The following is a 14991-nucleotide window of genomic DNA, read 5'->3' as shown; positions in this document are numbered from 1 at the left end:
GAGATTTCACGGCAGGGTAAGAAAATGGGAGAAGGGCAGGACAATCACGATCTCCGTCTGGCGGAACGGCTGGCTGAATTACGCGTCAGCCAGGGCTGGTCACTTGAACAACTGGCGCAGATGACCGGCATAAGCCGCGCGACACTTTCACGCGTGGAGCGGGCAGAGACCAGCCCGACGGCCTCGTTGCTGGGCAAACTGAGTGCGGCTTACGGGCTGACCACTTCCCGTTTGCTGATGGCGCTGGAAGATAACCCCCCGGAGCTTATCCGCGCATCGCAACAACCGGTGTGGCATGACCGGGAAACCGGCTTCGAGCGTCGTTCCGTTTCCGCACCAGCACCGGGTTTTCGTGCTGAGTTGATTTCAGGTGTGCTGAAAGCTGGCGCCAGCATTACTTACGACGCACCGCCGGTAGAGGGACTCGAACAGCATATCTGGATGCTTGAAGGTGTACTGGAATTTGTGCTCGATGGCCGCAGTTACCGGCTGGAACCGGGCGACTGCCTGCGTTTTCATCTTCACGGCAGGACTTCTTTCTACGTACCCGGCCCGGCAGATGCCCGCTACGCCATCGTCATTTCACGTCCTTAAATGTCTGACTGAGTAAGGTTTAACATGATGCAAAACAGCAATGAAGTGGTGATCAGTGAAGTGCAGGGCGGCGTATTGTCGCAAATCGATCTGGATGCGCTGGCCGAAACCCTGATGCAGTCCGTGGCGTTGGGTGCCAGCATCGGTTTTATTTTGCCTTTCGGTTTTGTGCAGGCGCAGGCGTTCTGGCAAAAGCTGTTACCGGCTTTTGAGCGTGGCGAAAAACGCCTGCTGGTGGCGCGCATGGCAGGCAAAATCATCGGCACGGTGCAACTGGTGGTCGATCAGCCCGCCAACGGTGCGCACCGCGGTGACGTGGTTAAACTGATGGTTCACCCCGATGGCCGCCGCAAGGGTATCGCGCGTAAACTGATGACGGCGGTTGAAGCGCTGGCGCGGGAAGAGGGCAAAACCTTGCTGGTGCTGGATACCGTCACCGGCAGTCCGGCACAGACATTGTATGAAAATCAGGGTTTCACCCTGAGCGGGACGATTCCGCATTATGCGATGTCGACGGGGGGAATGCTGGAGTCGACGAGTGTGATGTATAAGGTGCTGGTGTGATCTGATTTTGACCGAATCAGGGGCGGTTTTAACTTCAACTTCAACTTCAACTTCAAATTCAAATTCAAATTCAAATTCAAGGTCGTGGGCGTCGGCCCACACCGACTTGGGGGACGGCTTATCGCCGCCGCCCCCCAAGACCCCCCGGGCTCTTTCACTGCGCGCTCCGCTCGCTGACTATGTTTCATCAGCCGCAGTGATAGCCGCAAAATCCCGCCGCTGCGCGGTTCCCTCCCATCGGGTTACAACCCGCGCAAAAACATGCGCGGTTTTCCACCTCTCGTCCGGCGGTATTTTGGAACCGGCCTCAGGCTCTTAATTCACAACCTGACTGATGTTGAAATCTTAAACTGTCTGCCCTTGAATTTAAGATCCCGCGGGCGATTCAGAAATCTTGCTGAACGGAGCGGCTTCGAGACCTATGGCTCGAAGACCGAGAGAAGGTACCGCGCAGCGGCAAGATTTCCAGCCTGTCGCTGTGGTTGCTGAAACATAGTCAGCGAGCGAAGCGCGCAGTTAAAAAAACGCAGGATTCCAAAGGGTTTCGTTTAAAACCCTTTGGGCCAGTGTGGGCGGCGAGCCCACGGTGTTGACCTTAAAGAGGCCGAAATATAGCAGCGGCCTCCGCTATCTCTTCTGGATATACGTCAGCGCTAACGCCACTGCCAGCACCAGCCCTTTGATGATATCCATCGCATAATACGGCACCGACAACATCACCAGCCCGTTTGACAGCACGCCTAAAATCACCGCGCCAAGCAGTGTGCCGAGCGCATTAGGCTTACCGGAACCGGCCAGTGAGAAACCGATATAAGCGGCGGCAACGGCATCCATCAGATAGCCGCCACCGGCATTCACCTGCGAAGAACCGATGCGTGAAGCCAGCAAAATCCCGCCTGCACCGGCAAGCACGGATGACATCACATAAGCAATCACGCGGTAGCGCGCGGTGCGGATCCCCGCCAGACGTGCGGCCAGCGGATTTCCGCCGATGGCGTACATGCGGCGGCCATGCTTGGTCAGCGACATAAACAGTTGCACCGCAATGGTCACGACGGCCATCACGATCACAATCACCGGCACCTGACCGAGCAGGCTGAACACCGCAGGGACCGTGCCTTCGGCCATGTCGCCGCTCGGCAATAACATGTTTTCAGTGATGGAACCGCCGTAGCTGTAAGTCATCGCTGCGCCCTGAATCACAAACAGACTGGCGAGCGTTGCCAGCATGTCAGGAATTTTCAGGATGACGATCAGAAAGGCGTTGAACAGGCCGACCAGCGTACACAACGCCAGCGTGATAAGTATCGCTTCGGTCGTGCCAAAACCGTGCCAGACGAACATCGAAATCACCAGCGCATTGGCAAGCGATGCCGTTGAGCCGACCGATAAATCGAAGCCGCCGACCGCCAGGGAAATCGACACGCCGATGGCAATCACCGTCACGATGGCAATCGAACGCAAGATATTTATGATGTTCGACGGTTCGAGGAAGTTATCTGACGCCAGACCAAAAGCGGCGATCAGCAACACCACGGTCAGCAACATGCCCCATTTATATAAAAATTCGAACAGCTGATGACGCCACGGCTGGCGGGCATCGGGCACGTTTTCTTTACTCACCACGGCTTTGTTCACGCGGGTATTCCTCCGGTTGAATAGACTAATAAGGTTTCTTCGTCGACGTCTGCGGCGTTCAGTTCGGCGACGATACGGCCGTCCCATAACACCAGAATGCGGTCGCATAAACCGACCAGTTCGGCGAACTCACCGGAAGCATAAATAATGCCTTTTCCCTGTTGCGCCAGGCCGTCGATCAGCCTGAACACGTCCGTTTTGGCCTTGATGTCCACGCCTTTGGTCGGTTCGTCGAAGATCAACACCTGACTCTCACTGCGCAGCCATTTCCCGATGGCGACCTTTTGCTGGTTGCCGCCGGAAAGCCGGGCCAGCTTCTGCATCGGCCCGGAAGCGCGAATGCCTAAGCGGCTGATAATGTCTTTTGCCCATGACAGCGACTGGCGCGCGTTGAAAATACTCCAGCGCGAAAAGGTGTCATCAGCGGTCACACTCAGGTTCATCGGGATATTTTCGTCAATGAAAATCCCTTCCTTGCGCCGTTCTTCCGGTACTAACGCCAGCCCCTGTTCGACAGAAAGGTGCGGCTCCTTCGGCTTCCACGGTTTGCCATTCAGCTCACCGCTTTCTACCTGACTCGGCGTTGCGCCAAACAACGCTTTGCACAGTTCCGTTTTTCCGGCACCCGCCAGCCCGGCGATGCCAAGAATTTCGCCACGATGCAGTCGCAGCGAGATATCGCGCAGTTTGTCTTTATCGTGCATCCCGTGAATGCTTAGCAGCGTTTCACCGCTGTGCGGCGGGCGGCGCGGCGGATAGATATCGTCGAGCTGATGGCCGATCATTTTCTCGATAATGTGCTCGTTGCTCAGGCCGTCCATGCTGTCATCGCTGACCAGACGCCCGTCACGCAGCACCGTCATACGGTCGCAGATATCGCGCAGTTCATGAATACGGTGCGAGATAAATACGATCGCCATTCCGGCGGCTTTCAGCTTGCGGACCAGCGCGAACAGGCGTGCACTTTCCGCCTGATCCAGCGGGGCGGTCGGTTCATCAAGGATCAGAAAACGGCATTTATGCGATAACGCCCGCGCCAGCAAAATCAGTTGTTTCTCGGCCAGCGTGCAGCTTTCGATCCGCGCCCGCAGGCTGATGTTCAGGCCGAGCTGCTCAGTCAGCAGTTGCGCCTGGCGGTAAAGCTGCGGCCAGTTATGCAGATGGCCCGGTTCGGAAAGGCGGTCGAGCATGATGTTTTCCGCAACGTTCAGCGTCGGCACCAGCGCGACATCCACTTCCTGCTGCACCAGATGAATACCGTGCTCGCGGGCATGATGCGGCAGGCGGATATTTACCGCTTCGCCGTCGATAGTGATCTGCCCGCTGTAATGGTCATGCGTGCCGGAAAGCACCGCCATCAGCGTCGATTTCCCCGCGCCGTTTGCGCCGACTAATGCATGGACGGATCCGCCTTCCAGCGTGAAATCCACCTGGCGCAGGGCAGGGAAACCGGCAAATGAAATCGAGATATTACGCATCTCAAGGAGGGAGGAAGTCACTGGGCGTTGGGCCTTATTAAATAGACGGTTGGGGATTTAGACGTTTAGCCGTCTAAGACTCGCAGTAGCAGAGTTTTAACATATCAGGGAATTTAAGCAACAAAATAAAAGTGATAACTAAGAGCGAAAAGATCTAAAGTCTTCAGCGGAAACTCGATCGACTCCCTCCCCTGCGAAGGGGAGGGTTGGGGTGGGGTATTAAAGACAAATCAGCGGGTTAAGTTACCGGACAGGCATTTGCGTTAATACTTAAAACCCCCTCCCGGCCTCCCCCTTCGCAGGGGGAGGAGCTAAAAGCAGATCATTCCTCGCTGAATCCAAGCGCCACGCCAAGCCCGTCCGCTGCCCGGACAGACACACGGTTAACGTCATCCCTGAAAGGTATTTCCCCGACCCGTAAACTATTCCGTACTGCCTCCAGCGACCGCGTGGCGAATTCCAGTCCGACCATGCGGGCGCTGCCGTTCTCGCCTTCCGGCACAATGCCGAATTCGGCGGCGGCTTGCTCCGGTGTGATAAACCGGACGGTGGCGCGGCCTGCGCGCAGCACGACTTCCTGCGGTTTGAACTCCAGCGCACTGACACCAAACAATTCGCCATACACCTGAGCGGCTTCCTGCGGATTTGCCGCAGAAATCACGAAACCGGTGATATCGGCAACACCGTTCGGGTGGTGTTGCCATTCGTTGCGCCACACCAGTTCCGGCGTCAGATGATGACAAAAGAAACTGCGGCCATTCGGTACGCGGCTGGCGGCCAGCGGTACGGTGCGGAATCGCGCATTCGGTGAAGTGCCGTCGTTGAGCCCGACGGGGCGGAAGAACTCCGCCGGTGCGGAACCGGCAATATCTTGCTGTTGCAGATGTTCGTATACCGCCGATGAATTCTGCGTTTTCCACACCAGACCGGTCAGGCCAAGCGGTGCCTGCCACAGGTCTTTGCGGGTGTGAGCGTTGCCCGGCTCATAGCCGAGCAGTTCAAGATAGTTTTCGCCGAAAATCGCCAGATGATTGCTGGATCCCAGCGAGTGATGCCCGCGCGGCGTGAGATGAAACCCCAGACGGCGGAACTGCTGCCCGGCCTGATCCAGTTGTTCGGCGACGTTGATCACCACGTGATCAAGCTGCGGGCGAAGGGGCTGCGAATGTTGTGCTTCAGTCATTAAACGGTTCTCCCAGCGTTAACATCAGACGGTTTGCCCAGGCGAAGAACGCCGCAGACTGCGCCAGATCGACAATCTMCAGCTCACTTAAACCTTGCTCGCGCAGCGCCGCAATGTGCTGCTCAGTGGCGACCGGTGGGGTAGCGGAAAGCGCGGCGGCGAAATCAATTTCAGCCTGCCAGCGCGGAGATTGTTCTTTGCTGAGAATGCCGCCCGGCGGGGTGTCGATCAGACGCTGGACATCTTCCGTCTGTTTGGAAAGCTGGCTGGCTTTGCGCGAATGCACCGAGGCGCAATAAATACAGCCGTTAATTTTGCTGGCAACCGTCGCCGCCAGTTCGCGCTCTTTGCGCGGCAACCCGCCGGAGGTATAGAAAATCCCTTTGTCGGTCAGCGTGCGCTGTTCGAGTACCGGTAAATTACGACCTAACAGGCGGAAATAGTCAGAATCGGTATGGCCGAATTTCGCCAGTATCGCCTGCTGGGCTTCATCAAATTCTTCCAGTTTTTTCGCCGGGATCCACGGCTCCCAGCCCAGTTCTTCCTGGGTAAAGGCCTGTGGTGCATCGCGGCCGCTGTGCGTGTTCGGTTCGGTGCGCCAGAACGCGGCACCGACCGGCTTATTGCTGCCGTTCTCCACCGGCTTGCCACCGATCAGACGGTAGCTGCGCAGCACGCGGCTCTGGAAACTGACGAAGGCGATCAGTTGCGACAGCGTGACAATGGCATCCACCGACCAGCCAGCTTTTTTCAGTGCCTGCAAATGCTCCGGAGTCGCGCTGGCGGGTTTGAAGCTCAGACGTTCACCGTGGGTCAGTGCCGCGTCGAGGCGCGCGCTTTCGTCGATATCCGGCAAATCCTGCAAACGCTCGGAATAGTGGTTAGTCAGCTGCGAATCGCCGTGCCAGCGCGCGACGTTTTGCGCCAGCCGCAGGCGCTCAGCCAGTGAGAAATCCACGCCATCCTGTTCGGTAAACAGCGCGTCATAGCTGCCCTGTGCGTGACGGGTGGCGGCGTCGCGGGTATCGCGAGCCTGTTTCAATGCGGAATCCGGGGCAATATCGGCCAGTTTTTCCAGCAGGTCGGTCGAACAGGTAGTCATAGGGCTTCCCTTGAGAATGAGGAATCGGCAGAAGAGGTGGAAACACTGCGCTGCGGTGTGCGGCGAACCCAGCCGAGCGCGGGCGCAACGTGACGGGCAATCAGTTCGATGGAACGTAAAATATACGGATGCGGCGGATCGATGGAATGCACCTGAAACGCCAGATCGGTGACGCGGGCCAGCGCGGTATCGGCCTGCAACGTTGCGGTCACCTGCGCTGGCGTGCCGAGATGCACGTCGAAGGTGCGGATGTAATCATCCAGCGTGTCGCCTTGCACCGTCTGTCCGCTGGCACGGTGATTTTCGGCCTGACGGCGTAAGCCTTTTTGCGCCAGCTCACGCGCTTCATCGCCATTTTCGGTGACGAATGCGGTACGCGAACCCATGATGCGCGGCGGTACGCCTTCCGGCAGTGCATCCAGATAGGCATCGATAATCGGGTTTTGCAGCTCATCGAGACGCAAATCCGGCGCGTCCGCCGGACGTGGCTGGGTGCGCGAGAGCATCAGCCCGTCGCCGGATTTACCGGCACGTGCGCCGCCGTCCACCGAGAAAGTCGCCTGCCAGACGCGGTTCGCCAGTTGCGGCGCCGCCGGATATAAGCGGTTATCGGTGCCCGCCAGCGGTTCGCCGCGCCAGGCGGTGAGCAGGGTTTGCAGATTGTTGCCAAATGCCGTACCGCGTTCGTGACTTTCCAGCCCGAACGGCGGGAAGGATGACGGTGTGCCGCCCGAGCCTAAACCAACCTCAAGCCGTCCGCCGGAGAGTAAATCCAGCACGGCAGTGTCTTCGGCAACGCGTAATGCGTTTTCCATCGGCAGGGTGATTACGCCGGTGCCGAGACGGATAAAGCGGGTATGCGCCGCGACCTGCGCAAGAAAAACCAGTGGTGCAGGCAGGCCGCCCTCGGCTTCATGAAAATGGTGCTGCGCGACCCACGCGGAATCAAAACCTAACCGTTCGGCATGAATGATTTGCTCGGTCGCCAGCCGGTAACGTTCCTGCGCACTGGTGTTGTCCAGCAGGCGGGTGAAAAATCCAAGACGTTTACTGCTCATAATGTCCCTCTTGTTTCATGGTCTGGTTTATGCGGCGCGGTGGCGACCGGGAATAGCATCGATAAGCTGGCGGGTGTAATCGCTGGAAGGCAGGGCGAAAACGTCTTCCACATTGCCGGAATCCACCTGCTGCCCGCGGTTTAACACCGAGACGCTGTGTGAGATTTGCCGGACGGTGGCCAGATCGTGCGAAATAAACAAATAGGTCAGGCCGAGTGAGTCCTGTAACTGCTGAAGTAACGTCAGGATTTGCGCCTGCACGGTGACGTCGAGCGCCGACGTGGCTTCATCAAGGATCAGCACTTTCGGCTCTAAAATCAGCGCGCGCGCAATCGCCACACGCTGGCGCTGACCGCCGGATAGTTCGCGAGGTTTACGGCTGAGTAATTCTTCCGGCAGCGCCACGCGGCGGGCGATATCCAGCACCCGTTCACGGCGCACGGCAGCCGGGATTTTTTCGAAATTCAGCAGCGGTTCTTCGATCACGCGAAACAGCGTTTGCGACGGATCCAGCGAGGCGAACGGGTTCTGATATACCAGCTGGATTTTCTTGCGTAACTGCCGCAAGGCTTCACCTTTTAGCCGTGTGATGTCTTCACCGTCGATCAGTACGCGTCCGCTGTCCGGTTTCTGAAAACCGAGCAGAATGCGCGCCAGCGTGGTTTTGCCAGAGCCGGATTCGCCGACCAGCGAATGGGTGGTGCCGCGCGGAATGCTGAATGACACGTGATCCACCGCGCGGAACGCCGCCTGATGTTTGCCACCCAGCGTGAAATCATGGGTGATGTTTTCGACCACCAGCACCGGATCTTCCGCTGCGCGAAGTTGTGCACGGTGACGGCCGGAAAGGGCCGGGGCATCGGCGAAAAGCTGGCGGGTGTAATCACTTTTCGGTGCGCTCAGCACCTCGCGTGTGATGCCCTGTTCCTGCACTTTGCCGTGACGGAACACCAGCAACCGGTCGGCGCGTTCGGCAGCAATCGCCAGGTCATGTGTCACCAGTAACACGGCGGTGCCGGATTCGCGGCGCAGTTCGTCGATCAAATCCAGAATGCGTTTTTGCACTGTGACGTCCAGCGCGCTGGTCGGCTCATCGGCGATGATCAGCGCCGGTTGCAGCGCAATGGCAATGGCGATTAAAACGCGCTGTTTCATGCCGCCGGAAAGCTCGTGCGGATACTGTTTCGCCCGTTGCTCAGGATGCGAAAGACCGACGCGTGACAGCAGTTCCACCACGCGGGCGTCGCGCTGCACACGCGGCAGGCGCTGATGGATATCGAGAATTTCCGCCACCTGCGAACCGATGGTTTTCACCGGATCCAGCGAACTGGTCGGATCCTGCGGAATGAGGCTGATGCGCGCACCGCGCAGGGCATCAAGACGGCGCTGCGACCACTGGCTGATGTCGGAACCGTTCAGACGGATTTCGCCCTGTTCGATATGGCCGTTCTCTGCCAGCAGGCCAATAATCGCCTGTGCGGTGGTGGTTTTCCCTGAGCCGGATTCGCCGACCAGCGCCAGCACCTCCCCGGCGTTAATGGAAAACGATACGTTATGCACCACCGGTTTGCCGTCGTAGGCAATCGATACGTTTTCCAGTTCGAGAACCGGCGGAGCGTCATGCGTAAAAGTGGCCTGTGCGTTCATCGCGTTCTCCTGCGTAATGACTGGCTGATGCGGTTGGCGGAAAGCACCACTAAAACCACCACCACGCCGGGGAAGGTGGTCAGCCACCAGGCGGTGGAAATGTAATTGCGGCCTTCGGCAATCAGTAAACCCCATTCCGGTGTCGGCGGTGGCGTGCCATAACCGAGAAAACTCAGGGTGGAAATCGCCAGAATCGCGCTGCCAAACTGCAACGCCGAGAAGGCGATCACTGAGGTCAGCGAGTTGGGCAAAATGTGTCGCCACAAAACAGCGAAGAAGGATCCGCCGCTGCCGTACGCGGCTTCGACGTAATCGCTGTGACGTACCAGCACCACTTCGGCGCGTGCCAGGCGGGCGAAGTTGGCAACCGACGTGACACCGACGGCAATCGCTGCGTGCACCGTGCCGAAGCCGAGCAGAATAATCACGCTCAGTGACAACAGCAGGCCGGGAATTGACAGCAATACGTCATTGATGCGCATGACAATGGCATCCACCAGACCGCCGCTGGCACCCGCCGCCAGCCCTAGCGCGGTGCCGAACACCAGCCCGAGCGCCACCGCGACCAGTGCACCGGAAAGGGAATGCGATGCGCCATACACAATGCGTGCGTACACATCGCGGCCGAGCTGATCCGTGCCCAGCCAGTGTCCGGCCTGCGGCGCCAGACGCTGCGCACCGGCAATCCCTTCGGTACCGCTGTAATCCGTAAATAAGCCGGGGGCAATCGCCCACAAAATGACGGTCGCCATCACCAGCCAGGCGAGAATTAACCCCGGTTGCAGGCGGGCAGGTTTCCAGCGGCGGCGCTGTGTCACCGGCAACGACAGAATGCTTTTGCCAAGCGGTAAGCTGCTCATGCGGTGGCTCCTCCTGAATGTTTAGAGGCAGAGGTTTTAAGGCGCGGGTCGAGCAGCGGATACAACAAATCGACCAGTAAATTGATGCCAACAAAGGCGGCGGCGGAAATCACCACAATCGCCTGCAACACGGCGACATCCTGATTATTCACTGCCTGCTGGGTCAGTTGTCCGAGGCCGTTAAGACCGAAGACGGTTTCGGTGATCAGCGCCCCGGCAATCAGTTCGCCAAACAACAAACCGGCAATGGTCAGCGCCGGAAGCAGGGCGTTGCGCGCCACATGACGCCACAACACGCCGCTGCGGCTGGCACCTTTGGCGCGGGCGACGGCGACAAACGGCTGGGTTTGCACCTGATCAATACTGCGGATGAGGATCTGCGCCAGCGGCGCGGAAATCGGTACCGCCAGGGTGATAACCGGCAGAATCAGCCCGACCCATTCACCCGGATTAATCACCGGGATCCAGCGCAGATGGAACGAGAAAAACTGAATCAGCGCGATGCCCAGCCAGAAGGTCGGGATGGAAATAAACAGCGACGGCAGCGCCTGCAAAGCATTTTTCAGCCAGCCGAAATGCAGCAGGCTGGAGAGAAATGCCAGCGCAAAAGCCACCACGGCGGCCAGAGCAAAACCCATCAGTGCCAGACGCAGTGTCGGCGGAAAGTTGCTGCTGAGTAATTCGGTGACCGGTACGCCAGCCTGAATCGAGTAACCCAGATCCCCGCGCAGAAAATTGCCCAGCGTATGCAGATATTGTTGCCAGACCGGCACATCCGCGCCGTAAGCGGCACGCATATCGGCGATTTGTGCCGGGCTTAATCCCATGTCCGGGTTCTGGAATTTAATCAGAATCGCGTCGCCGGGCAGCACCTGCAACAGGATGAAGGAGACGGTAAACGCCGCCCACAACACCAGCAAAGCCTGCCCGAATCGACCGCTCACGTATCGGCTCATGATTTACTCCCGTCTGTTAATGCTTTTCCAGCCATGCGCCGTAGAAGCTCGGACGCCCGACCGCTTCAAAGCTTACGCCTTTGAAATACGGCGCACCGGCAAACACCTGCGGCTCTTCGAAAATCGGAATGACATACGCCTGATCGAGCAGGTAGTTCTGCACGTCACCGGTCAGTTCAAGCCGTTTTTTCGGATCGACTTCGGCAGAAATCGCGGTCAGCAGATCGTTAAGTTTGTCGTCGCGGAAGCTTTTCACTTTGCTGCTGAGGCCGCCTTTTTGCAGCAGCGCATCGCGGTTGGTCGGGTAGAAGGAGCTTTTGATGACGTCCGGATCGGCGCGTCCGACTTCCACCACGTTAGCCGGGGTTTTCTCCGGATCGAGGTTATCCGCTACGCGGCTGCCCGCGTCGCCCGCCAGAATATTCAGCTTCGCGCCGACCTGGCTCCATTGCTGGGAAACCAGTTGCAACACCTCTTTGTTCTGCGGCTGTGGCAGCGATTCATAAATAGTCAGTGACAGCGTTTTGCCGTCTTTCTGGCGGATGCCGTCCGGGCCTGGTTTCCAGCCCGCCTCATCGAGCAGCTTTTTGGACAGCGTCGGGTCGTAGGTCAGTTTGTGGCTCAGATCGACATAACCGGCCGCCGTTTTGGCAATCACCGAAGTGGCCTGCGGATAGTTTGGTGAGAACAGCGTATCGACCACCTGTTTGCTGTTGGTGGCGTGCAGCAGCGCCTGACGCACTTTCAGATCCGACACCAGCGCGTTGTCCGGCCGGAACGAAATGCTGTCGTTAACGCCTTTGGTCGGCGCGGCATAAAGCGGGAAGTTCTGGTCTTTGGCCTGTTTCTCGTCATACGCCTGAACCTGACGGATGAAATCAGCCTGACCCGCCAGCAGTGCGCCGATACGCACGCTGTCTTCACCGGTCACGATCACTTTGATGCCGTCGAGGTTAGCGCGACCCTGCTGTTTAAGGTTTTTCGGCCCCCAGTTGTAATCCTTGCGGGCAGTCAGATCGACTTCACGCCCCAGCGTTTCTTTGCTGACCACAAACGGGCCGGAACCGATGATGTGCGTGGCGTCGCCCAGCGCATCAAAATTACGATCCAGCGTGCTCAGCGACACCAGACCGGAGCCAATGGTTGCCGTGCCCTGCAGGAATCCCGGCGAGGATTTTTTGAAATAGAACTTCACGGTCAGCGGATCAACCACTTCGCTGTGGTCATAATTGTTGATGACTTCGGAGACCGGCAGGTGATGCTCTTTGTTGCCCAGACCGTAAGTATCAAAGTTTTTGGCGACCGCGTTGGCATCGAGCGGCGTGCCGTCGGAGAAGGTCACGCCCGGACGCAGTTTAAAGGTGTATTCGGTTTTATCTGCGTTGAATGACCAGGATTCAGCAATCCAGGGTTCAATCTCCAGCGTCTTCGGATTCTGGTAAGTCAGTTTGTCGGTGATCTGATTGAGTATGCCGCCGTTCGGGTAGAAGCCACCTGCGGGCGGATACAGGTTGGTGTGCGCCTGCTGTTCAAGATAAATCAGCGTGCCGCCCTGAACCGGTGTGCCGTCGGCGGCGATGGCAGAAAACGTGCTGGTGAGAAGTGCCCCTAAAGCCAGTGCGCGGGTCACCGCGTTAATCCGGCGAATGTTCTTCATCGTTAAACCCTTTTTCTTATTGGTCATGGTGACAGGTGATGACTTTGGTGTGCTTAGAACCAAAGTGCTGAACCCATAACAAACCAATTTAAGGGGGAGGTGAACGAAGGAATTTTGCAATCGTTAGCTGGAAACGGCATTAGGGAAAATGTGCGGGAGGCAGAAAGAAAAAAACCAGCGGCTAATCCGGACGGGTGGACCGGCTAACCGCTGGCGATCATCAAAAATGATGAGCTAAGGAGAAACTGAGGTCGTCAGTGATCTTTTAATGCAGCTTCTGTGCCAGCTTTTATTTCAGGCTGAATTTTTACCTGTTTGCTGCGACTCAGGAAGGCATTGAGTAAAATGGCACCAAACGTGGCTGTGCCGATGCCGCCCATGCTGAAGCCGCCCAGACTCAGGGTAAAGTTGCCTGCGCCCAGTACCAGCGTGACTGCCACCATGATCAAATTTCCGTTAAGTCCCAGATCCACCTGGTTTTGTACCCAGATGCGGGCACCTGCCACAGCAATCAGTCCGAACACCACAATCGATGCGCCGCCGAGTACCGGCCCCGGAATGGTGTGGATCAGTGCACCAAACTTGGGCGAGAAGCCCAACACAATGGCAACAATCGCCGCAGCAACAAAAATCAGCGTGGAGTAAATCTTGGTGACCGCCATCACGCCGATGTTTTCGGCATAAGTCGTGACACCGGTGCCGCCCGCCGAGGCGGAAAGTAAGGTTGCCAGACCGTCACCGACAAACGCGCGGCCCATGTACGGGTCGAGATTTTTGCCGGTCATACCGGCCACGGCTTTAATGTGGCCCAGGTTTTCCGCCACCAGAATCACCGCCACTGGCGCAATCATCAGCATGGCGTGAGAACTGAACACCGGCGTGGTGATGGCCGGGATGCCAAACCACGGCGCCTGTGCCACGGCGCTGAAATCTACCGGTGCGCCCAGCCCGAGGCCGTTGGTAATGACCATGTAAATCAGGTACGCCGCCACCAGACCGAGCAACAATAACAGGCGCTGCACCAGGCCGCGGGTGAACACCGCCACCGAGCCGATACACAGCACGGTCATTACCGCCATCCAGCTGTCAAATGAAGAGGCCGACACGCTGTTAATGGCAATCGGCGCGAGGTTCAGACCAATTGCCATCACCACCGCACCGGTGACGACCGGCGGCATCAGACGTTCAATCCAGCGCGTACCGGCTGCCATCACCACAAAACCGATCAATGTATAAATCACGCCGCAGGCAATAATGCCCCCCAGCGCCACGCCGATATTCGGGTTCGCGCCGTGGCCGCTGTAGCCGGTCACAGCGATCACCAGCCCGACAAACGCGGCGCTGGAACCGAGATAACTGGGTACGCGTCCGCCGACCACCAGGAAGAACAGCAGGGTGCCGATGCCCGACATCAAAATCGCCATGTTGGCATCAAAACCCATCAGCAATGGCATTAACACGGTGGCACCAAACATCGCCACCGTATGTTGCAGCCCCATGATTACTGTCGATCCGAACGGCAATCGTTCATCCGGTGCGATCACTGCGCCATCCAGATTGCCTTCTCTTTTACGCCATTGTGGAAACCAGGTATTTGCCATGCACGACCCTTACTAAGTTGAGGATTGAGTTATCAGGCTATCTGACGCATCAGCGGGTGATAGCGCCGGTCGAAATACACCAGTCCGTGGCTGTCGTCGTTGCGTCGTAACGCAACGGCTTCACAAAACAAAATGTCGTGGGTGCCGACGCTGGTGATTTGCGTGACTTTGCAGTCAAACGACACCAGCGCGTCGGTGAGGATCGGTGAGCCGGTGGCGAGGCGTTCCCACTCAGCGGCTTCAAAGCGTTGCTCCGTCGGCGTTTTTCCACCGAATAAATTGGACAGTGACTCATGGCAATCAGCCAGCGTGTTAACGCACAGCACCTGATTCTCTTTGAAGACCGGATACACCGACGCTGAGCGGTTCAGGCAGACCAGCAATGTCGGCGGCGAATCGGTGACGCTGCATACGGCGGAGGCGGTGAAACCTGCACGTCCGCCGGGGCCGTCGGTGGTGATGATGTTGACGGCTGAGCCGAGGCGCGCCATCGCATCGCGGTACTCTTGTTTTTCAACGGCGGCTTGTTTCTCAACGGCAGCGTGTTTCTCAACGGCAGCGTGTTTTTCAACGGCAGCGTGTTTCTCGACGACTGGCATATCGGGAACAGGCAGTGTGGCGTTCAGGGTTGATGGCATGGTCGTGTCCTCAAA

General features: G+C 57.8%; 13 protein-coding genes. 2 read left to right on the top strand and 11 right to left on the bottom strand.

What is annotated here, in order from left to right; all coding sequences use genetic code 11:
• Window positions 1–24 precede the first annotated feature (24 nt).
• Both AC1DUO_RS07245 and AC1DUO_RS07240 read left to right on the top strand, forming a co-directional pair.
• Entirely contained in the window at window positions 25–594 is a 570-nt protein-coding gene (locus tag AC1DUO_RS07245) for a helix-turn-helix domain-containing protein (protein WP_013576324.1), read from the top strand.
• A gap of 27 nt (window positions 595–621) precedes the next feature.
• Entirely contained in the window at window positions 622–1158 is a 537-nt protein-coding gene (locus AC1DUO_RS07240) for a GNAT family N-acetyltransferase (RefSeq protein WP_112198505.1), read from the top strand.
• 627 nt (window positions 1159–1785) lie between these two features.
• On the opposite strand, the gene AC1DUO_RS07235 is transcribed toward AC1DUO_RS07240, so the two are convergent.
• From AC1DUO_RS07235 to rutF, 11 genes are all read right to left on the bottom strand, one after another.
• Window positions 1786–2781, bottom strand: coding sequence for an ABC transporter permease (locus AC1DUO_RS07235; RefSeq protein WP_015690214.1), 996 nt, complete (start codon window positions 2779–2781; stop codon window positions 1786–1788).
• Between the two features lie 11 nt (window positions 2782–2792).
• A complete protein-coding gene (locus AC1DUO_RS07230) occupies window positions 2793–4274 on the bottom strand; it encodes a sugar ABC transporter ATP-binding protein (protein ID WP_119261831.1) in 1482 nt (493 codons plus the stop codon).
• 322 nt (window positions 4275–4596) lie between these two features.
• Window positions 4597–5457 (bottom strand): VOC family protein, encoded by an 861-nt coding sequence (locus AC1DUO_RS07225; RefSeq protein WP_013576320.1) that lies wholly within the window; start codon window positions 5455–5457, stop codon window positions 4597–4599.
• Window positions 5450–6559 carry an alkylhydroperoxidase domain protein gene (locus AC1DUO_RS07220; RefSeq protein ID WP_477986909.1) on the bottom strand — a complete coding sequence of 370 codons (1110 nt, stop codon included), beginning with the start codon at window positions 6557–6559 and terminating at the stop codon, window positions 5450–5452. The genes AC1DUO_RS07225 and AC1DUO_RS07220 overlap by 8 nt, the downstream gene beginning before the upstream one ends.
• A complete protein-coding gene (locus tag AC1DUO_RS07215; RefSeq protein ID WP_119261829.1) occupies window positions 6556–7617 on the bottom strand; it encodes a putative FMN-dependent luciferase-like monooxygenase in 1062 nt (353 codons plus the stop codon). The genes AC1DUO_RS07220 and AC1DUO_RS07215 overlap by 4 nt, the downstream gene beginning before the upstream one ends.
• A gap of 27 nt (window positions 7618–7644) precedes the next feature.
• Complete coding sequence (locus tag AC1DUO_RS07210) at window positions 7645–9264, bottom strand: dipeptide ABC transporter ATP-binding protein (RefSeq protein ID WP_119261828.1); 1620 nt, start codon at window positions 9262–9264, stop codon at window positions 7645–7647.
• Entirely contained in the window at window positions 9261–10124 is an 864-nt protein-coding gene (locus AC1DUO_RS07205; protein ID WP_013576316.1) for an ABC transporter permease, read from the bottom strand. The genes AC1DUO_RS07210 and AC1DUO_RS07205 overlap by 4 nt, the downstream gene beginning before the upstream one ends.
• Window positions 10121–11080, bottom strand: a complete 960-nt coding sequence (locus tag AC1DUO_RS07200; protein ID WP_119261827.1) for an ABC transporter permease — start codon at window positions 11078–11080, stop codon at window positions 10121–10123. Before AC1DUO_RS07200 ends, AC1DUO_RS07205 begins: the two co-directional genes overlap by 4 nt.
• Before the next feature lie 16 nt (window positions 11081–11096).
• A complete protein-coding gene (locus tag AC1DUO_RS07195; RefSeq protein WP_013576314.1) occupies window positions 11097–12737 on the bottom strand; it encodes a TIGR04028 family ABC transporter substrate-binding protein in 1641 nt (546 codons plus the stop codon).
• 254 nt (window positions 12738–12991) lie between these two features.
• A complete protein-coding gene (rutG, locus tag AC1DUO_RS07190) occupies window positions 12992–14338 on the bottom strand; it encodes a pyrimidine utilization transport protein G (RefSeq protein WP_119261826.1) in 1347 nt (448 codons plus the stop codon).
• Window positions 14339–14370: 32 nt separating this feature from the next.
• A complete protein-coding gene (gene rutF / locus AC1DUO_RS07185) occupies window positions 14371–14976 on the bottom strand; it encodes an NADH-dependent FMN reductase RutF (RefSeq protein ID WP_119261825.1) in 606 nt (201 codons plus the stop codon).
• Window positions 14977–14991 lie beyond the last annotated feature (15 nt).

The sequence above is a fragment of the Rahnella sp. P4_A8 genome, from assembly GCF_056402435.1.
The sequence above is the reverse complement of the archived record's forward strand: the minus strand, read 5'-3'. Positions and strand labels throughout refer to the sequence as shown.